Source organism: Salibaculum griseiflavum, assembly GCF_003129565.1.
Taxonomy (GTDB): domain Bacteria; phylum Pseudomonadota; class Alphaproteobacteria; order Rhodobacterales; family Rhodobacteraceae; genus Salibaculum; species Salibaculum griseiflavum.
In genome coordinates this window covers 17,772-34,439 of record NZ_QETF01000014.1, presented here as the reverse complement: position 1 = coordinate 34,439, position 16,668 = coordinate 17,772, and the positions used below count along the sequence as shown (strand labels likewise).

Below are 16,668 nucleotides of genomic sequence, written 5' to 3'. Positions count from 1 at the left end.
CCAGCCTGTACCGTGTCTCCAGCATCGCGCATTAACCTTAATATTATGTAACCAAGAGACCGGGGCGTCCGCTCTCTCATCTCGCCAAAAATACTCCGGGGAGTCCGCCCGCAGGGCGGACGGGGCAGAGCCCCTAAACCGACAGGCGGATGTCGAATCGCTCTCTTATGGCGCGGTCCGTGGCCGCATCGAAAGCGGCGGCGCTGCGGGTCGAGAGGATGGCCTCTTTTCGGGCCGTTGCCGAGGCGATCAGATCAGGCTTGTCCTCTTCCTCCCATTCCTTGGGCGACATGCGGTTGCCGAGGCCGGGATAGACATGGTCTTTCTGCATGCGTCCCAGGGTCTGGGACGTGCCAAGATAATGTCCCGGCCCGTTCAGGCAGACCTCTTTCATCTGGTCCAGCGCCAGGGTTTCGTCATCCACCTCGATCCCGCGCACGCAGCGCAGGGCCTGGCCGATGACGTCGTCGCCCAGGATCAGGCTTTCATGGCAGAACCCGAGGAGGGAGGCATGCATGCCGGCTGCCTCGTAGACCATGTTCAGCCCGGACAGCCCGGCCATGACGTTGGAACACATCTGTTCCCAGCCCGCCTGCATGTCCGGCAGCTTGGCATCGGCAATCCCGGCGGCGGCGCCACCGGGCAGTCCGTAGAAGGCATGCATCTGGGCGCAGCCCGCGCTGAGCAGCGCCTGTTCGCCCGAGCCCCCGGTCATCGCGCCGGTGCGCAGGTCCAGCCCGAAGGGCCAGGTGCCGAAGATCGCCGGGTGGCCGGGCGCGATGGCGTTGACATAGACGACGCCGGCCAGGCATTCGGCGACCGATTGCGCGATGGCCCCGGCAATGGTCGAAGGTGCCGTCGCCCCGGCCATGCCCGCCGAAAGGAGCAGCACGGGCATGCCGCCCCCGATGCAGGCTGCCATCACCTGGCAGGCCTCGGTCGCAAAGCGCAGGGGTGGCACGACGAAGCAGTTGGAATTGCTCACGAAAGGGCGTGCTCGCCAAGCTTCCTCACCGCCCGCGATCAGATGCAGCATTTCCAACGCAGCGGGGACATGGGCGGGATCGACAAAGGACGTGCCGACATGCTTGGTCGTGCCCGCGCAGCAGGCATAGACCGTGTTGAGGTCGAGGTCGCGGGGATCGCTCAGGTCGCGGGCCACCATGGGACGTTGCAGGAAATGGATATTGTCCAACCGGTCGACGATGCGGGCCGCGTCATGCAGGTCCTGAAGGGTGCTTTCGCGGTAATCGCGTCCCTCCACATCGACCATGTGCACCGCCGCCCCGGCCGTGCCGTAATGGACCCGGGACGGCCCGAGTTGCAGGTCTAGGGCGGGGTCGCGGGCACAGAGGGTAATCTCGCGGGCGGCGCGGGCCAGCATGTCTTCGACCAGCGCGCGCGGGAAGGTCAGCCGGCCATTGTCCTGCAGAATGGCCCCGGCAGCGCACATTGCCGCGATGCCGCTGGGCGGGGCATCAGCCAGGCCGATCTCTTCCAGCGCGGTGAGGGCGGTGTCATGGATGCGGGCGACCTGCGTCTCGGTCAGGGGCTTGTAACGTCCGCCCTGCAGGCCGGGCCAGATCGCGCGATTTGCGGCGTCTGGCGGCGCGGCGCGGGCGGCACGGCGGGCGGCGCGGCCCCCGCTGCGCGCGGGTCGGGTCGGGTCTTGCGAAAGGTCAGTGGCCATGGTCGGTCCTTGGGTCAGGGGAAGGGAAAAGGCTCAGACCTGACGCGGCCGCCCCCGCGCGGCACGACCTCGCCGCGCACCGATCGTGCGCAGCACCAGAAGACTATCGCTGGTTCGCTTGCTCATGCGCCACATGGGGCGGTCCTCCTCTCCGTCCTCGGTTCATCTGGGCGCGGACAGGCCATGGGGTCTCTCCCAAATGCGACCGAATGTCGCTTTCGGACCCCGGTACGACCAATTCGGGCCGAGCGGCAGGAAACTGCCATACGGCGGGAACCCGCGCGGCCGTGCCGCCCCGTTCGGCAAGGAAACGCATAGTCGGATCACGGCGTGGTGAGCGGTCTGGAAATGTGCCCGGGCGACACGACATCTGACGCGACGGGCCGCGTCACGCGGCGCGCCGAACCCTAATGAGATCGAGACAGGAGACCCCCAATGCGACGTTCCCTTATCGCCACCACCACCGCGCTGACCATGGTCGGCCTCACCCCTGCCTTCGCCGGCTCCATGTCCGAGCCCGCGGCCGAACCGGCCCCGGCGCCAGTGGCCGCACCTGCTCCGGTCAGCATGGGCGGCGACTGGACCGGCTTCTATGCCGGTGGATCGCTGGGTTATGCCGATGCGACCGGCACCGACGGGTTCGACGATAGCCCGACCGGTCTGACCTATGGCGGCTTTGCCGGCTATGACTACGATTTCGGCAATTTCGTCCTAGGCGGTGAGCTGGAGATATCCGGCTTCGACGTGACCGAGGAAACCCTCGGGCTCGACGTGGACAGCGTCACCCGGCTCAAGGTCCGGGCCGGTTACGATGCCGGCAATGCCCTGCCGTATCTGACCGCCGGCGGCGCGCGTCTGGCCACTTCCGGCGCCATCGACGACAGCGGAAACGGAGTTTTCTACGGGGCCGGCCTGGATTACCGCGTGGGCGGCAACATGCGTGTGGGCGGCGAGGTGCTCAAGCACCGGTTCGACGACTATGCCGGTAGTGGCATCGACGTCGATGCCACCACGATCGGCGCACGCGTCGCCTTCGAATTCTGATCTGACCCGTCGGGCGGCCTGTCGCAGGCCGCCCGTCTTTCAGCCGCGTACGGTCGCGGCGAAGTCCAAAAGCCGTGTCATCGCGGCCTCGAAGGCTGCATCCTCCACGGTCATCGCCACCCGCACATGGCCGGCCCCGCCTGCACCGAAACTGTCGCCGGGCATGACCGCGATCCCGGCTTCGTCCAGCAGCCGGTGGGCAAATTCGGATCCGCTCAGCCCCGTGGCGCGAATATCCAGCATGACATACATCGCCCCCTGCGCCGGGGCGGCCCGAACCGTGTTCTGGCGGGCAAGCAGGTCATGGGCGATGGCGCGGCGTCGGCGGAACGGGGCGGCGACCTTTTCTTCGGCGGCGACCCCCTGGTTCAATGCGAAAACCGCAGCGTCCTGGATGTAGCCCGGCACGCCATAGGTCGTATGCGTGGCCAGGTTGAGCAGGTGGTCGATCACCTCTTCGGGGCCGCAGACCCAGCCCACGCGGCTGCCGGTCATGGCGTGGCTTTTCGACATGGAACCCACGACAAGCGTGCGATCGGCCATGTCGGGCAGGGCGCGCGGTGACAGGTGGTCCCCCTCCCAGACCTGCGTGTCATAGACCTCGTCCGAGATCAGCCAGAGGTCATGTGCCGCGCAGGCCGCCGCGATCCCCTCCAGCGTGGCGCGCGAATAGACCGCGCCCGTGGGGTTGTTGGGCGTGTTGATCAGCAGCGACTTGGCGCCATGGGCCGCGGCCTCGATATCCGCCCGGTTCGGCTGGAACCCCTGCTCCGGCCGGGCCAGCACAGGGACGGGCAGCGCGCCCACGCCCCGGATCGTGCCGGGATAGGTGGTGTAATAGGGGTCGATGAACAGCGCCCGGTCGCCCTCGTCGCAGACAGCGTGCTGGGCGGCGAAGAGCCCTGCCTGACCACCGGCCGTCACCAGGATGTTGTCGCGAGTCGTGGGCACGCCGGTGCGGTCCGCGATCCGTGCGGCCACGGTGTCGCGCAGGGCCGTGGTGCCGGGCACGGCGGCATAGCCCGTATGGCCGCCCCGCGCCGCGTCATGCATGGCCGAGAGGATGTCCGGGGCGGTGCGAATGTCGTGCTCGCCGATGGTCAGTTCGATGACGTCCTCGCCTGCCTCGGCCATCTGGCGGGCGCGATAGAAGACCTCCCACCCGTCGGAGCCGCCGGGGGTCAAGGTGGTGATGCGGTTGGAAAGCGTGCGTGTCATGGGCCGCGACCTTCCAGCCGGGGGCGAGACTGTCAATCCCCCAAGAGCTTGACGGGGCCGGGACCGCGCGCGGCCAGGGTGTCGCCCGGATTGTAGAGCGCGCAGGTCTCGAGCGACAGGCAGCCGCAGCCGATGCAGCCGTCGAGCCGGTCGCGCAGGCGTTCCAGTTCGGCGATGCGGGTCTCGATGTCGCCGCGCATGGCGGTGGAGATGCGCGTCCAGTCGGATTTCGACGGGGCCTTGTGGGCTGGCAGGTGCGCCATCTGGCGGGCGATTTCTGACAGGGCAAAGCCCAGTCTCTGGGCGATCATCGCAAAGCTGAGCCGCCGCAAATCATGCCGGCCATAGCGCCGATGCCCACCCGCGTTGCGCACCGGATGCACGATGCCGTGGGTTTCGTAGAACCGGATTGCGGAGACGGCCAGCCCGGTGCGGTCCGCAAGATCGCCGATGGTCAGCCCGTCCTTGGCCATTCGAAAACTCCGCTTGATCTAAAGTGAACTTGAGGAATTACACATGAGTCGTCCACAGAATTCCAGACGAGAAGGAGACACGGAATGACGACGACACGACATTGCCTCGACGCCGCGACGATCCGGCACCTGCAACGCGACGGTATCGGCTGGGGTCATGACCTCGATTGCGGCTGTTTCGACAGCGTGGCCCGCCGCGCGCCGCCCGGGGTGCTGCGCGGATTGCTCTCGCGTTTCGGAAACGGGAGGTGAGCCATGGGACGGCTGGAACACGTAAACATCACCGTCAAGGACCCGAAGGCGACGGCCGGGATGCTGCATGACCTTTTCGGCTGGCATACCCGCTGGGAGGGCGCGGCCAAGAACAATGGCTACACCATCCATGTCGGCGAGGCCGATACCTACCTGGCGCTCTATACAGGCCCAGACGGGGCCGAGGGCCAGCGTGAGGCCGATGACAGCTATCGCACCCGCGGCGGGCTCAACCATATCGGTGTGGTGGTCGAGGATCTCGACGCGGCCGAGGCGGCAGTCAGGGCCAGGGGCTACGCGCCGCATTCCCATGCCGATTACGAACCCGGCCGCCGGTTCTACTTCCATGAGGAGAACGGGCTGGAAATCGAGGTGGTCTGCTACGATTGAACCCGCAAGCCCGCGCCGTGTCACGCGCGGGCTTGCATTCGGGGGCCGGTGGCGTCTATCAAGACACCCATGAAGAGCATCTGCATCATCTGCTGCATTATTCCCTGCTGACACCAGTCACGCGGGCCGCTCTTTCACGTTTCAATCCAACAGGAAAGTCGCTAAGCCCGCGGGCGAAAACCGCGTTGAGGCCACTTGTGACGATCAAGCTTTATAACACCAAGACGAAGACCAAGGAGGTTTTCGAACCCTTGGACCGCGAGAACGTGCGCATGTATGTCTGCGGGCCGACGGTCTATGACCGCGCACATTTGGGCAATGCCCGGCCCGTGCTGGTCTTTGACGTGCTCTACCGGCTGCTGCGTCATACCTATGGCGCCGATCACGTGACCTATGTGCGCAATTTCACGGATGTGGACGACAAGATCAACGCGACCGCGCTGGCCCGCAAGGAAGCGGGGGCAAAGGGCACGCTGGAAGAGCTGGTGCACGACCGTTCGGACGAGACCATCGACTGGTATCATCAGGACATGGACGCGCTCGGCGCGCTGCGGCCCACCAAGGAACCCCGCGCCACCGAGTGGATCGGCGCGATGATCGCCATGATCGAGGACCTGATCGCCAAGGGTCATGCCTACGAGGCCGAGGGTCACGTGCTGTTCGCCGTGGAAAGCTATGCCGACTATGGTGCCCTGTCGGGCCGGTCCGTCGATGACATGATCGCCGGGGCCCGGGTCGAGGTCGCGCCCTACAAGCGCAACCCGATGGATTTCGTCCTGTGGAAGCCGTCGGACGACGAACTGCCCGGCTGGGATTCGCCCTGGGGCCGGGGACGGCCCGGCTGGCACATCGAATGTTCGGCCATGTCCTACGAATTGCTGGGCGAGAGTTTCGATATCCACGGCGGCGGCAACGACCTGCAATTCCCGCACCACGAGAACGAGATCGCGCAGAGCAAATGCGCTCACCCCGAGGGTGATTTCGCGCGGGTCTGGATGCATAACGAGATGCTGCAGGTCGAGGGCAAGAAGATGTCCAAGTCCCTGGGCAACTTCTTCACCGTGCGGGATTTGCTGGACCAGGGCGTGCCGGGCGAGGTGATCCGCTTCGTGATGCTCTCCACGCATTATCGCAAGCCGATGGATTGGACGGAGGAAAGGGTACGCGAGGCGAAGCGACTGCTTTTCGATTGGCACAAGCAAACCATGGACTTTGCGCCGACGCCTGAAGCGGACATGGTACCCAGTGACACGCTGGTGAACGCCCTGAGCGAAGACCTGAATACGTATGACGCCTTAAGCGTGCTGAGACGATTTAGGAATGATCCTCAGCGCTTGTTGGATAACGCCCGTTTCATGGGGTTCTTGACGGATGAAACACGGGCCGTTTTCAAGGAGCAATGGTTTGCAACAAGCGTTGGTACTGGTCCCAATCAGCTCCTTGCCGCCCTTGGTCAGGCACTTGATCATAAGCGCAAATCTGCAATGCAGACAAAAGACTTCTCCGAAGTGGACCGCATGAAGGCCGCACTTATCGACGCCGGTGCCGAAGTGCGCATGTCGAAGGAGGGTGTGGATCTGGTTCCCGGTCCGGACTTCGACCCCGCCAAGCTGGAGGGCCTGCTATGACCCGTTCGAACCAGGGGATCGCGCCCGGCCCGGGGGTGGGGGCGGTATCGCCCCCGCCCTGGGGGGCGGGTCGGGGGCGATCCGGATCGCATGCGATCCGGGTTGAAACGAAAACCATCGCCAAAGAGGCCACCCGATGACCAAGGAACGCCTTTACCTCTACGACACCACCCTGCGCGACGGGCAGCAGACGCAGGGCGTGCAATTCTCCACCTCCGACAAGCAGGCCATCGCCGCTGTGCTGGACGAGCTTGGCGTGGACTATATCGAGGGCGGCTGGCCCGGCGCGAACCCCACGGATAGTGAGTTCTTCGACAATGCCCCCAAGACCCGCGCCACCATGACCGCCTTCGGCATGACCAAGCGGGCCGGGCGCTCGGCCGAGAATGACGAGGTTCTGGCCGGGGTGCTGAATGCCCAGACGCCTGCCGTCTGCATCGTCGGCAAGACCCATGATTTCCATGTTGATACCGCACTTGGCATCACGCTGGAGGAAAACCTCGACAATATCCGCGCCTCGATTGCCCATATCGTGGCACAGGGCCGCGAGGCGCTGTTCGATGCGGAGCATTTCTTCGACGGCTGGAAAGCCAACCCGGCCTATGCGCTCGATTGTTGCGTCACCGCCTACAAGGCCGGCGCGCGCTGGGTCGTGCTGTGCGACACGAATGGCGGGGCCTTGCCCGCAGAGGTGGCCGAGGCCACGGCGGCGGTGATCGCTGCGGGCGTGCCGGGGGACCATGTCGGCATCCACACCCATAACGACACCGAACACGCGGTGGCCAATTCGCTGGCCGCGGTGGATGCGGGCGCGCGGCAGGTCCAGGGCACGCTGAACGGGCTGGGCGAGCGCTGCGGCAATGCCAACCTGACGACGCTGATCCCGACGCTGCTGCTGAAAGAGCCCTATTCGTGCCAGTTCGAAACCGGCGTGACGCCAGAGGCCCTGACCGGGCTGTCGCGGGCCTCGCGGCTGCTGGACGATATCCTCAACCGGGTGCCGACGAAACAGGCCGCCTATGTCGGGTCGTCCGCTTTCGCCCACAAGGCGGGGCTGCATGCCAGCGCCATCGCCAAGGACCCCACGACATATGAGCACATAGATCCCGCCCTGGTGGGCAACACGCGCATCATTCCCATGTCGAACCAGGCCGGGCAGTCGAACCTGCGCGAACGCCTGAAAGGGGCGGGCATCGAGGTGGAGCCGGGCGATCCGGCCCTGGCCCGCATCCTCGACCGGATCAAGGCGCAGGAATCGGCGGGCTTTGCCTATGACACCGCCCAGGCAAGCTTCGAATTGCTGGCGCGCGAAGAGCTGGGCACCTTGCCCGCCTTCTTCGACGTGGAACGCTACCGGGTGATTTCCGAACGCCGCCGTAATGCGCGCGGCGAGATCGTGGTCGAGTCGGAGGCAGTTGTGACGGTGAGCATCCGCGGCGAACCCCGCACCAGCTACTACAAGAACGAACATGCCAGCGACCTGTCCGACGACGGCCCGGTCAATGCGCTTTGGCAGGCGTTGAAATCGGACCTTGGCCCGTACCAGGCAATGATCGACGACATGAAGCTGGTGGATTTCAAGGTGCGCATCACCAATGGCGGCACCGAGGCCGTCACGCGGGTCATCATCGACTACCAGGACGGGGCCGGGCACCGCTGGGCCACGGTCGGGGTCAGTGCCAATATCGTCGATGCGGCCTTCGATGCCCTGCACGAAGGGATCGTCTGGAAACTGCTGCGCGACGAGGCCATGGCATGATGGAATTGCCAGACAGCCGGTCGCGCGGCCAAAATGCCGGAATTTCGGGGCGCCCATGAGTTTCGAGGCCTGTGCCGATATCGTCCGCAAGGGTGACCCGGAGCGCTTTCTGGCCGCCATGGCCGCGCCGCCCGCGGCACGCCGGGTGCTGTTCCCGCTCTATGCCTTCAACGTCGAGGTCAGCCGCGCGCCCTGGGTGACCGAAGAGCCGATGATCGCCGAGATGCGCTTGCAATGGTGGCGCGATGCGCTCGAAGAGATTGCCGCCGGCGGGGCGGTGCGCAGTCACGAGGTCACGGTTGAACTCGCCGCCGTGCTGGATGGTGAGGCGGCCAAGGCTTTGGACCGCTCCATCGCGGCGCGTCGCTGGGATATCTACAAGGAATCCTTCGAGGATTCGGCCCATTTCGGCGAGTATCTCGATGCGACGGCAGCCGAATTGATGTGGCAGGCCACGCGGCTGCTGGGGGGGCAGGCTGACGCAGAAGACACCGTGCGCGGGTTGGGCCGGGCCGCCGGCTTGGCCCGGTTTCTGCAAGCGGTGCCGGAGCTGGAAGCGCGGGGCCGGGTGCCCCTGGTCGATGGCCGCCCGGACGCGGTGCGCGGTCTGGCCCGCAATGCGCTTGTCGAGACGGGCGGCTGGGGCGTTACGAAACGCTCTGTGCCCCCGCAGGCGCGGGCCGGGATGCTTGAAGGATGGCAGGCCACGCCGATCCTCAGGCAGGTCGCCAAAGGCCCGAACCGTGTCGCGCAAGGGACTCTTGGGCCGAGCCCGTTCCGGTCGAAACTGCGCCTGATGCGGTGGGCGCTCTAGGCGATCTCTGCATCACGGGGGCGCAGCCACAGCCAGATCAGCGCGCCACCCGCCAGGGCGAGGAACGGCGCCATGGCCAGATTTACCGCGGTCCAGCCGGCCTCGGCCGTGCCGCCCGAACAGTTCATCAACCCGCCCGAAGCCAGCGAGGCCAGGGTGACGCAGCCGAAGACGATGGTATCGTTCAGGCCCTGGACGACGCCACGCTCTCGCGGCCCGTGCGATGAGGCGAGCAGGGTCGTGGCGCCGATGAAGCCGAAGTTCCAGCCGACGCCCAGCAGGATCAGGGCGATGAAGAAATGTTCGAGGTCGACCCCGATCAGGGCCACGCCCCCGGCGCCGGCCAGGATCAGCAGCCCCAGCGCCATGATCGCCCGCACGCCGAACCGGGCAATCAGGTGGCCGGTGAAGAAGGACGGGATATACATGGCCAGCACGTGGGCCGAGACGATGTCATTGGCGCGCGCCTCGGAATAGCCACAGCCAACCACGGCGAGCGGCGTCGAGGTCATGACCAGGTTCATCAGGGCGTAGGACACCATGCCGACGATGATCGCCACCAGGATATGCGGATCGCTCAGCATCGCCTTGCGACTGCGCGGGGCAGGGCCTGTCAGTTTCTCGGGGCCGGTGGCGCGGGTGCCCTTGGACAGGTCCAGCCCGAGGAACAGGAACATGCCCACGAGATTCAGCGCCGCCACGGCAAGGTAGCTGCCAACGAAAGGCACGACCGTGGCATCCATCACCAGCTTGTTGAATTGCGGGCCGATGATGGCGGCCAGCAATCCGCCGGCCATCACGTAGGAGATTGCCTTGGGGCGGAAGGATTCCGAGGCGCGGTCGGTTGCGGCGAAACGATAGAAGCCCTGTGCCGACATGTAGATGCCGGTCAGGTAAGAGCCGACAAGCATCAGCCAGAACTGCCCGGTCCAGAGCCCGAAGGCCGCAATCAGCGCCCCGATCGTTCCGGCGAACGCGCCGAGAAAAAAGCCGAACTGGCGGCCACGGGCCTGCATGAGCGGCGAAATCCAAGGCGCAGTGGTCATGGACCCGAAAACGATCAGCGAGATCGGCAAGGTGGCCAGGCAGGGGTTGGGCGCCAGCATCTGGCCCGCCAGCCCGCCCACGGCAAAGATCATCGGCATCTGCGCGCCCAGAATCGCCTGGGCGAGGATCAATACGATCACGTTGCGCCGGGCGGCGGCGTCGTTCACGTTGGGGTCTGAGGCAGTGGTATCGGTCATGGTCCCGGCTTAGACCCGGCAGGAAACAAGGTCCAGTGCAAGAATGATTTCACATATGAAATTTGTGACATGAATCCGGGGCGCCTGATCGAGACCGCGGCCTGCGTCGCCGAGGGGATGGATTGGCTGGCGGCCCGCTGCCCGCGCATGGCCGCGGCCTATCGGCTGACCGGGCCCTTGCCGCTGCGCCGCAACCCGCAGGGGTTCGCCCAGCTTCTTTCCGCCATCGTCAGCCAGCAGGTCAGCGTGGCCAGCGCCCGCGCGATCTGGGGCCGGGTCGAGGCGGCCGGGTTGACCACGCCCGGCGCCATTGCCCGCGCTGCCGACGAGGATCTGCGCGCCGTGGGCCTGTCGCGGCCCAAGCAACGCTATGCGCGGGCGCTGGCTGCGGCGGATATTGACTATGACGGTTTGCGCGACATGGCCGACCAAGAGGTGATTGCCACGCTGGTCGCCGTGCCGGGTATCGGCCGCTGGACCGCCGAAATCTATGCCAGTTTCAGCTTGGGCCGGGCGGATGTGTTCGCGGCGGGCGATCTGGCCCTGCAAGAGGCGGCCCGGACGCTCTATGACCTGCCCGAACGGCCCACTGAAGGACAGTTGCGGTGCATGGCCGAAGCCTGGTCGCCCTGGCGCGCGGTTGCGGCGCGGCTGCTCTGGGCCTACTACCGGGTGGAGAAGAACAGAGAGGGCATCGCATGACACGGGTTTTGAAAGCAGGGCGGGTGGAACCGGTATCGGGCGAGATGCGCTCGGCGGTCGTGTTCCTTCATGGTTACGGCGCCAACGGGCAGGATTTGCTGGGGCTGGCCGATCCGCTTGGCGAACATCTGCCCGACACCGCCTTTTTCGCGCCGGATGCGCCGGAAAACTGCGCCGGAGCGCCGTTCGGGTTCCAGTGGTTTCCGATCCCGTGGATCGACGGCTCGTCCGAAGAGGAGTCCAAGGCGGGAATGTTGCGTGCCGTCGATGATCTGGACGCGTTTCTGGACGGGCTGATGGTGGACGAGGACCTGCTGCCGGAACAGGTGCTGGTTTTCGGCTTTTCCCAGGGCACGATGATGGCGCTGCATGTCTTGCCACGCCGCGAGGACCCGGTGGCGGGCATCTGCGCCTTTTCCGGCAGGTTGCTGGAGCCGGAATTGCTGGTCGACGAGGTGGTGGTGCGCCCGCCGGTCCTGCTGGTGCATGGCGATCAGGATGACGTGGTGCCGGTGCAATCCCTGCCGCAGGCCGCAGAAGCGCTGGAGGCGGCCGGCTGGCAGGATGTCTATGCCCATATCCAGAAAGGGACGGCGCATGGCATCGCTCCCGATGGACTGTCGGTGGCCCTGGCCTTCATGCGGGATCGGCTGGGCTACGCTTGACGTCCGCCGCGCGGCTGTCACCCCATCGTTACGGAATCGCCCTACCAGATGTGGACAAGGGAAGGCTATATCTGGGGCTTGCCAGTCAAGGATTGCCATATATAGTCAAATCAAGGCAGGAGCGGGGCTCCCGCTCTGGTGCCGGACAGGACGGGCAGACAGGGCGAGGACGGAGTCACTCATGGATGGCGATTTCAGGACGGAATTTGTCAGGCAACCTACGGCGCTGAAGCAGCATCCGGCGTTGGTTCTGAATGCGGATTATCGGCCCTTGTCCTATTACCCGCTGTCCCTTTGGCCCTGGCAGGATGCGGTCAAGGCGGCCTTTCTCGACCGGGTGGATATCATCGCCGAATATGACGAGGTTGCCCGCAGCCCGTCGATGCAAATCAGGATACCTTCGGTCGTCGTTCTGAAAGATTATGTGAAACCTCAAAAGCGCGTGGCCTTCACGCGCTTTAATTTGTTTCTGAGGGATGAATTCTGCTGCCAGTATTGTGGCGCCAAGGGTGATCTGACCTTCGACCACGTGGTGCCCCGCGCCGCCGGGGGTGTGACCAGCTGGGAAAACGTGGTTGCGGCCTGTTCGCGCTGCAACCTCAAGAAGGGCAGCAAGTCCCTGCGCCGCTCGGGGTTGACCCTGCGCAAGCCGCCGCGCCAGCCCGGGTCCGAGGAATTGCGCAACATGGGCCGCCGCTTTCCGCCGGGCTACCTGCACGAAACCTGGCTCGATTTCCTCTATTGGGACAGTGAACTGGAAGCCTGATCGCCCAACGCTGGCCAGAGCCGGCGCCATCGCGCTAGACTCCGAGCTGCACTGGGGGTAGGAGGGGCGCGTTAGCGCTAACTCCGCTCAAAGCGGCAGCAAAGGAGCAGACATGGTTTCGCGCGTCATCCCGGTTGATGATTTCGACCTCGTGATTTTCGGGGGCACGGGCGATCTTGCGCGGCGCAAGATCCTGCCGGGCCTCTACCGCCGGTGCCTGTCAGGGCAGGTGCCCGACGACGCCCGCATTATCGGTGCCGCCCGGTCTGACATGGATACCGAGGGCTATCGCCAGATGATCCGCGAGGCGATTGCGGAATTCGGTGGGCCCGAGGCCGCCGACGGCAAGGCGATCGACCGCTTTTTGACCCGGTTGCATTACGTCACCGTGGACGCCCGCGGCGATGGCGGCTGGAAAGAGCTGCACGACCTGCTGCGCAAAGATGTCATCAACGCCTTCTACTTCTCGGTCGGGCCGGGGCTGTTCGGCGATCTGGCCGAGCGCCTGCTGCGGTTCGAGATTGCCGATACCAATGCCCGGATCGTTGTCGAAAAGCCCTTTGGCCGCGATCTGGAGTCGGCCCGGGCGCTGAACGCCACGCTGGCGCAGCATTTCAACGAGGATCAGATCTACCGGATCGACCATTACCTGGGCAAGGAAACCGTCCAGAACCTGATGGCGGTGCGGTTCGGAAACGTGCTGTTCGAGCCGCTCTGGAACAACCATTACGTCGATCATATCCAGATCACCGTGGCCGAAACCGTGGGCGTCGAAGGGCGCGGGGCCTATTACGACAAGTCCGGCGCCATGCGGGACATGGTGCAGAACCACCTGATGCAGCTTTTGTGCCTGATCGCGATGGAGCCGCCCAGCATGTTCGATGCCGACGCGGTGCGGGATGAGAAACTCAAGGTGATCCGGGCACTGCAGCCCGTCGATTACCATCACATCGTGCGGGGCCAGTATGACAAGACCAGGACCAGCGCCGACTACCGCACCGATGCCGAGGACCCGCGCAGCCATACCGAAAGCTTCGTGGCGCTCAAGGCGCATATCAACAACTGGCGGTGGGCGGGCGTGCCGTTCTACATGCGCACGGGCAAGAAGCTGAAAGCGCGGTCCTCCGAGATCGCCGTGGTCTTCAAGGATCTCGGCCACTCGATCTTTCCGGGGGATGAGGCGCGGCACCGCAATATCCTGTCGATTCAGTTGCAGCCCAACGAGGGCATCAAGCTGCAGGTGACGATCAAGGAGCCGGGGCCGGGGGGTATGCGCCTGGTCGATGTCCCGCTCGACATGACCTTCGCCGAGGCGCTGGGGCCGGATGCCGAGGGTGTGCCGGATGCCTATGAACGGCTCATCATGGACGTGATCCGGGGCAACCAGACCCTGTTCATGCGCGGTGACGAGGTCGAGGCCGCCTGGGCCTGGACCGACCCGATCATCGAGGGCTGGAAGGCGCGTAACGACGTGCCCAAACTCTATGATCAGGGGTCTTCCGGCCCCGAAGACGCGCTGATGCTGTTGCATCGCGATGGCCGGAAATGGCGCGAAATCAAGGAGTGACAGATGGACCTCAAGGAATACCCCGACAGTGAGATGATGATGATGCACCTCGCCGACCGGATCGCGGGGGAATTGGAGAACGTCCTGTTTCACAACGATCGCGCCGCGCTGGCCGTGCCTGGCGGCACGACGCCCGGGCCGATCTTCGACAGCCTGTGCGGGGCGGGCCATATCGACTGGTCGCGGGTCGACGTGATGCTGACCGATGAACGCTGGGTGCCCGAAACGTCGGATCGGTCGAATACGAAGCTGCTGCGAGAACGGCTGCTGGTCGAGCACGCGGCGGCGGCCAATTACGTGCCGCTCCATGCGCCCGCTGACGCCCCCGAGGACAAGCTGGACCAGCTGGCACAGGGCGTCGAGGCTTGCCTGCCATTGTCGGTTTGCCTGCTGGGGATGGGGACGGACATGCACACCGCCTCGATCTTTCCCGGGGCTGATCAACTGGAGGCGGCGCTCAACGGTGACGGGGTGCTTTACGCAATGCGGGCCCCCGGCGCGCCCGAGCCGCGCATAACCTTGTCGGCCCGTGTGCTGCGCGATGCCATGAATTGCCACGTGGTCATCATCGGCCACGAAAAACGCGAAGCTCTGGAAAGGGCCCGTAACCTGTCCCCCGAAGAGGCGCCCATTGCGGCGATCCTTCCGGGGGCCACGGTGCACTGGGCGGAAAGCTGATACCATGTTCGACGATCTGAAACGCCACGCGGCCGGCATCGCCGACCGCCGCATCGAAACGCTGTTCGATAGCTCCGACCGCGCCGAGGATTTCTCGGTTCGGTTGGGCGATATGCTGTTTGACTATTCGAAAACGAATATCGACGAGGCCGGGCGCGGCCTGTTGCTCGATCTGCTGGACCGGGCCGAGGTCGCGGTGAAGCGCGACGCGATGTTCAACGGTCAGGCGATCAATGAAACCGAGGGCCGCGCGGTGCTGCACACGGCCTTGCGCAATCTCGATGGCGGGCCGGTTCTGGTCGACGGGCACGATGTGATGCCCGGTGTGCTGGAGACGCTCGCGCGGATGGAAGACTTCGCAAGCGCTGTGCGCGATGGCCGCTTTGCGGGGCAGGGCGGGAAGATCACCGACGTGATCAATATCGGCATCGGTGGGTCAGACCTCGGCCCGGCCATGGCGGTGAAGGCGCTGGCGCCCTATCACGACGGCCCGCGCTGTCATTTCGTGTCGAATGTCGACCCCGCGGATATCGCCGATGCCCTGCGCGCCTGCGACCCGGCGACGACGCTGGTGATCGTCGCCTCCAAGACCTTCACCACGATCGAGACCATGACCAATGCGCGTACCGCCAAGGCCTGGATGGGGGAATCCGTCGCCGATCCGGCCGCGCAGTTCGCGGCACTCAGCACGGCCAAGGACAAGACCGCCGCTTTCGGCATCGACGCGTCCCGCGTGTTCGGCTTCGAGGATTGGGTCGGCGGGCGCTATTCCATGTGGGGGCCGATCGGCCTGTCGCTGATGATCGCCATCGGGCCCGAAGCGTTCCGTGCTTTCCTGCGCGGCGGGCAGGCGATGGACCGGCATTTCCAGCACGCGGGCTGGGCCGAGAACATGCCGGCGATGCTGGCGCTTGTGGGGCTGTGGCACAATCAGGTGCTGGGCCACGCAACCCGTGCGGTGCTGCCTTATGACAACCGTCTGGCGCGTCTGCCCGCCTATCTTCAGCAGCTGGAGATGGAGAGCAACGGCAAGGGGGTCAGCATGGACGGGGCCGACCTGGCCTTTGACAGCGGCCCGGTCGTCTGGGGCGAGCCGGGCACCAATGGCCAGCACGCCTTTTTCCAGCTGATCCACCAGGGCACGCGGGTGATCCCGTGCGAGTTCCTTGTCGCCGCGCGTGGCCACGAGGACGAGTTGCACCATCAGCACCAGCTTCTGGTGGCCAATTGTCTGGCCCAGTCGGAGGCGCTGATGCGCGGCCGCACGCTCGACGAGGCGCGCGACAAGGTGGCGGAGAAATTCGACGGGGCAGAGCTGGAGCGGCAGGCGAAGCATCGCGTGTTCCCGGGCAACCGCCCGTCGACGACGCTGGCCTACCCGCAGCTGACGCCCGAGGTGCTGGGCCAGATCATCGCCCTTTACGAGCACCGGGTTTTCGTCGAAGGCGTCGTGCTGGGGATCAATTCCTACGACCAATGGGGCGTGGAACTGGGCAAGGAACTGGCCACCGCGCTGCAACCGATCGTCGAGGGCGGCGATGCCTCTGGCAAGGATGGCTCCACCGCCGGTCTGGTCGGATTCCTGCGCGGCAACGGGCTGTAATCAAATTGGGCGCCTTCGGCGCGCTGGATTCTCAAATTGGCGCTTCGGGGCCCACCGAAGCAATGCTTTGGGGGAAGGCTGGAGCGGGTAACGGGAATCGAACCCGTAACTTAAGCTTGGGAAGCTCGCGTGATACCTTTTCACCATACCCGCGCTCAGGAGGCTGGGATACGTC

Annotated in this window: 16 protein-coding genes and 1 tRNA gene; 12 read left to right on the top strand and 5 right to left on the bottom strand. The window is 65.3% G+C overall.

What is annotated here, in order from left to right:
• Nucleotides 1-133: 133 nt before the first annotated feature.
• Entirely contained in the window at nt 134-1,690 is a 1,557-nt protein-coding gene (locus DFK10_RS12015; protein WP_109389276.1) for a trimethylamine methyltransferase family protein, read from the bottom strand.
• 435 nt (nt 1,691-2,125) lie between these two features.
• On the opposite strand from DFK10_RS12015, the gene DFK10_RS12010 reads away from it, so the two are divergent.
• Nucleotides 2,126-2,734, top strand: a complete 609-nt coding sequence (locus tag DFK10_RS12010) for an outer membrane protein (RefSeq protein WP_109389275.1) — start codon at nt 2,126-2,128, stop codon at nt 2,732-2,734.
• A gap of 39 nt (nt 2,735-2,773) precedes the next feature.
• Here DFK10_RS12010 and DFK10_RS12005 read toward each other — a convergent pair whose 3' ends face one another.
• Both DFK10_RS12005 and soxR read right to left on the bottom strand, forming a co-directional pair.
• The gene (locus DFK10_RS12005) at nt 2,774-3,952 is read right to left on the bottom strand and encodes a pyridoxal phosphate-dependent aminotransferase (protein WP_109389274.1); all 1,179 of its coding nucleotides are present in this window, start codon (nt 3,950-3,952) and stop codon (nt 2,774-2,776) included.
• Between the two features lie 32 nt (nt 3,953-3,984).
• Nucleotides 3,985-4,425, bottom strand: coding sequence for a redox-sensitive transcriptional activator SoxR (soxR, locus tag DFK10_RS12000; protein ID WP_109389273.1), 441 nt, complete (start codon nt 4,423-4,425; stop codon nt 3,985-3,987).
• 84 nt (nt 4,426-4,509) lie between these two features.
• Between soxR and DFK10_RS16520 the strand changes: the two genes are divergently transcribed.
• The 5 genes from DFK10_RS16520 to DFK10_RS11980 all read left to right on the top strand — a co-directional run bounded on the left by DFK10_RS16520 (nt 4,510) and on the right by DFK10_RS11980 (nt 9,268).
• Complete coding sequence (locus DFK10_RS16520) at nt 4,510-4,677, top strand: hypothetical protein (protein WP_217810145.1); 168 nt, start codon at nt 4,510-4,512, stop codon at nt 4,675-4,677.
• A 3-nt stretch (nt 4,678-4,680) separates the two neighbouring features.
• Nucleotides 4,681-5,067, top strand: a complete 387-nt coding sequence (locus tag DFK10_RS11995; RefSeq protein ID WP_109389272.1) for a VOC family protein — start codon at nt 4,681-4,683, stop codon at nt 5,065-5,067.
• A 197-nt stretch (nt 5,068-5,264) separates the two neighbouring features.
• Nucleotides 5,265-6,695, top strand: a complete 1,431-nt coding sequence (cysS, locus tag DFK10_RS11990) for a cysteine--tRNA ligase (protein ID WP_109389321.1) — start codon at nt 5,265-5,267, stop codon at nt 6,693-6,695.
• Nucleotides 6,696-6,831: 136 nt separating this feature from the next.
• Nucleotides 6,832-8,454 carry a citramalate synthase gene (cimA, locus tag DFK10_RS11985; protein WP_109389271.1) on the top strand — a complete coding sequence of 541 codons (1,623 nt, stop codon included), beginning with the start codon at nt 6,832-6,834 and terminating at the stop codon, nt 8,452-8,454.
• 55 nt (nt 8,455-8,509) lie between these two features.
• Entirely contained in the window at nt 8,510-9,268 is a 759-nt protein-coding gene (locus tag DFK10_RS11980) for a squalene/phytoene synthase family protein (protein WP_109389270.1), read from the top strand.
• On the opposite strand, the gene DFK10_RS11975 is transcribed toward DFK10_RS11980, so the two are convergent.
• Entirely contained in the window at nt 9,265-10,512 is a 1,248-nt protein-coding gene (locus tag DFK10_RS11975; protein WP_109389269.1) for an MFS transporter, read from the bottom strand. The two genes, DFK10_RS11980 and DFK10_RS11975, sit on opposite strands and share 4 nt — an antisense overlap.
• Nucleotides 10,513-10,581: 69 nt before the next feature.
• On the opposite strand from DFK10_RS11975, the gene DFK10_RS11970 reads away from it, so the two are divergent.
• From DFK10_RS11970 to pgi, 6 genes are all read left to right on the top strand, one after another.
• Entirely contained in the window at nt 10,582-11,214 is a 633-nt protein-coding gene (locus tag DFK10_RS11970) for a DNA-3-methyladenine glycosylase family protein (protein WP_109389268.1), read from the top strand.
• On the top strand, nt 11,211-11,879 hold the full coding sequence (locus DFK10_RS11965; RefSeq protein WP_109389267.1) for an alpha/beta hydrolase: 669 nt from the start codon (nt 11,211-11,213) through the stop codon (nt 11,877-11,879). The genes DFK10_RS11970 and DFK10_RS11965 overlap by 4 nt, the downstream gene beginning before the upstream one ends.
• A gap of 181 nt (nt 11,880-12,060) precedes the next feature.
• On the top strand, nt 12,061-12,645 hold the full coding sequence (locus tag DFK10_RS11960; RefSeq protein ID WP_109389266.1) for an HNH endonuclease: 585 nt from the start codon (nt 12,061-12,063) through the stop codon (nt 12,643-12,645).
• Nucleotides 12,646-12,757: 112 nt separating this feature from the next.
• Nucleotides 12,758-14,212: a glucose-6-phosphate dehydrogenase gene (gene zwf / locus DFK10_RS11955; RefSeq protein WP_109389265.1), complete on the top strand. Its 1,455-nt coding sequence runs from the start codon at nt 12,758-12,760 to the stop codon at nt 14,210-14,212.
• A gap of 3 nt (nt 14,213-14,215) precedes the next feature.
• A complete protein-coding gene (gene pgl, locus DFK10_RS11950) occupies nt 14,216-14,890 on the top strand; it encodes a 6-phosphogluconolactonase (RefSeq protein ID WP_109389264.1) in 675 nt (224 codons plus the stop codon).
• A gap of 4 nt (nt 14,891-14,894) precedes the next feature.
• Nucleotides 14,895-16,493 carry a glucose-6-phosphate isomerase gene (gene pgi, locus DFK10_RS11945; RefSeq protein WP_109389263.1) on the top strand — a complete coding sequence of 533 codons (1,599 nt, stop codon included), beginning with the start codon at nt 14,895-14,897 and terminating at the stop codon, nt 16,491-16,493.
• A 79-nt stretch (nt 16,494-16,572) separates the two neighbouring features.
• Here the strand turns inward: pgi and DFK10_RS11940 are convergent.
• Nucleotides 16,573-16,646, bottom strand: a tRNA-Gly gene (locus DFK10_RS11940).
• Between the last annotated feature and the right edge of the window lie 22 nt (nt 16,647-16,668).

Excerpts from the sequence above, each read along its gene's own strand:
- DFK10_RS12015 (WP_109389276.1), bottom strand. The coding sequence starts at position 1,690 with ATGGCCACTGACCTTTCGCAAGACCCGACCCGACCCGCGCGCAGCGGG.
- DFK10_RS12010 (WP_109389275.1), top strand. The coding sequence starts at position 2,126 with ATGCGACGTTCCCTTATCGCCACCACCACCGCGCTGACCATGGTCGGC.
- DFK10_RS12005 (WP_109389274.1), bottom strand. The coding sequence starts at position 3,952 with ATGACACGCACGCTTTCCAACCGCATCACCACCTTGACCCCCGGCGGC.
- soxR (WP_109389273.1), bottom strand. The coding sequence starts at position 4,425 with ATGGCCAAGGACGGGCTGACCATCGGCGATCTTGCGGACCGCACCGGG.
- DFK10_RS16520 (WP_217810145.1), top strand. The coding sequence starts at position 4,510 with ATGACGACGACACGACATTGCCTCGACGCCGCGACGATCCGGCACCTG.
- DFK10_RS11995 (WP_109389272.1), top strand. The coding sequence starts at position 4,681 with ATGGGACGGCTGGAACACGTAAACATCACCGTCAAGGACCCGAAGGCG.
- cimA (WP_109389271.1), top strand. The coding sequence starts at position 6,832 with ATGACCAAGGAACGCCTTTACCTCTACGACACCACCCTGCGCGACGGG.
- DFK10_RS11980 (WP_109389270.1), top strand. The coding sequence starts at position 8,510 with ATGAGTTTCGAGGCCTGTGCCGATATCGTCCGCAAGGGTGACCCGGAG.
- DFK10_RS11975 (WP_109389269.1), bottom strand. The coding sequence starts at position 10,512 with ATGACCGATACCACTGCCTCAGACCCCAACGTGAACGACGCCGCCGCC.
- DFK10_RS11970 (WP_109389268.1), top strand. The coding sequence starts at position 10,582 with ATGAATCCGGGGCGCCTGATCGAGACCGCGGCCTGCGTCGCCGAGGGG.
- DFK10_RS11965 (WP_109389267.1), top strand. The coding sequence starts at position 11,211 with ATGACACGGGTTTTGAAAGCAGGGCGGGTGGAACCGGTATCGGGCGAG.
- DFK10_RS11960 (WP_109389266.1), top strand. The coding sequence starts at position 12,061 with ATGGATGGCGATTTCAGGACGGAATTTGTCAGGCAACCTACGGCGCTG.
- zwf (WP_109389265.1), top strand. The coding sequence starts at position 12,758 with ATGGTTTCGCGCGTCATCCCGGTTGATGATTTCGACCTCGTGATTTTC.
- pgl (WP_109389264.1), top strand. The coding sequence starts at position 14,216 with ATGGACCTCAAGGAATACCCCGACAGTGAGATGATGATGATGCACCTC.
- pgi (WP_109389263.1), top strand. The coding sequence starts at position 14,895 with ATGTTCGACGATCTGAAACGCCACGCGGCCGGCATCGCCGACCGCCGC.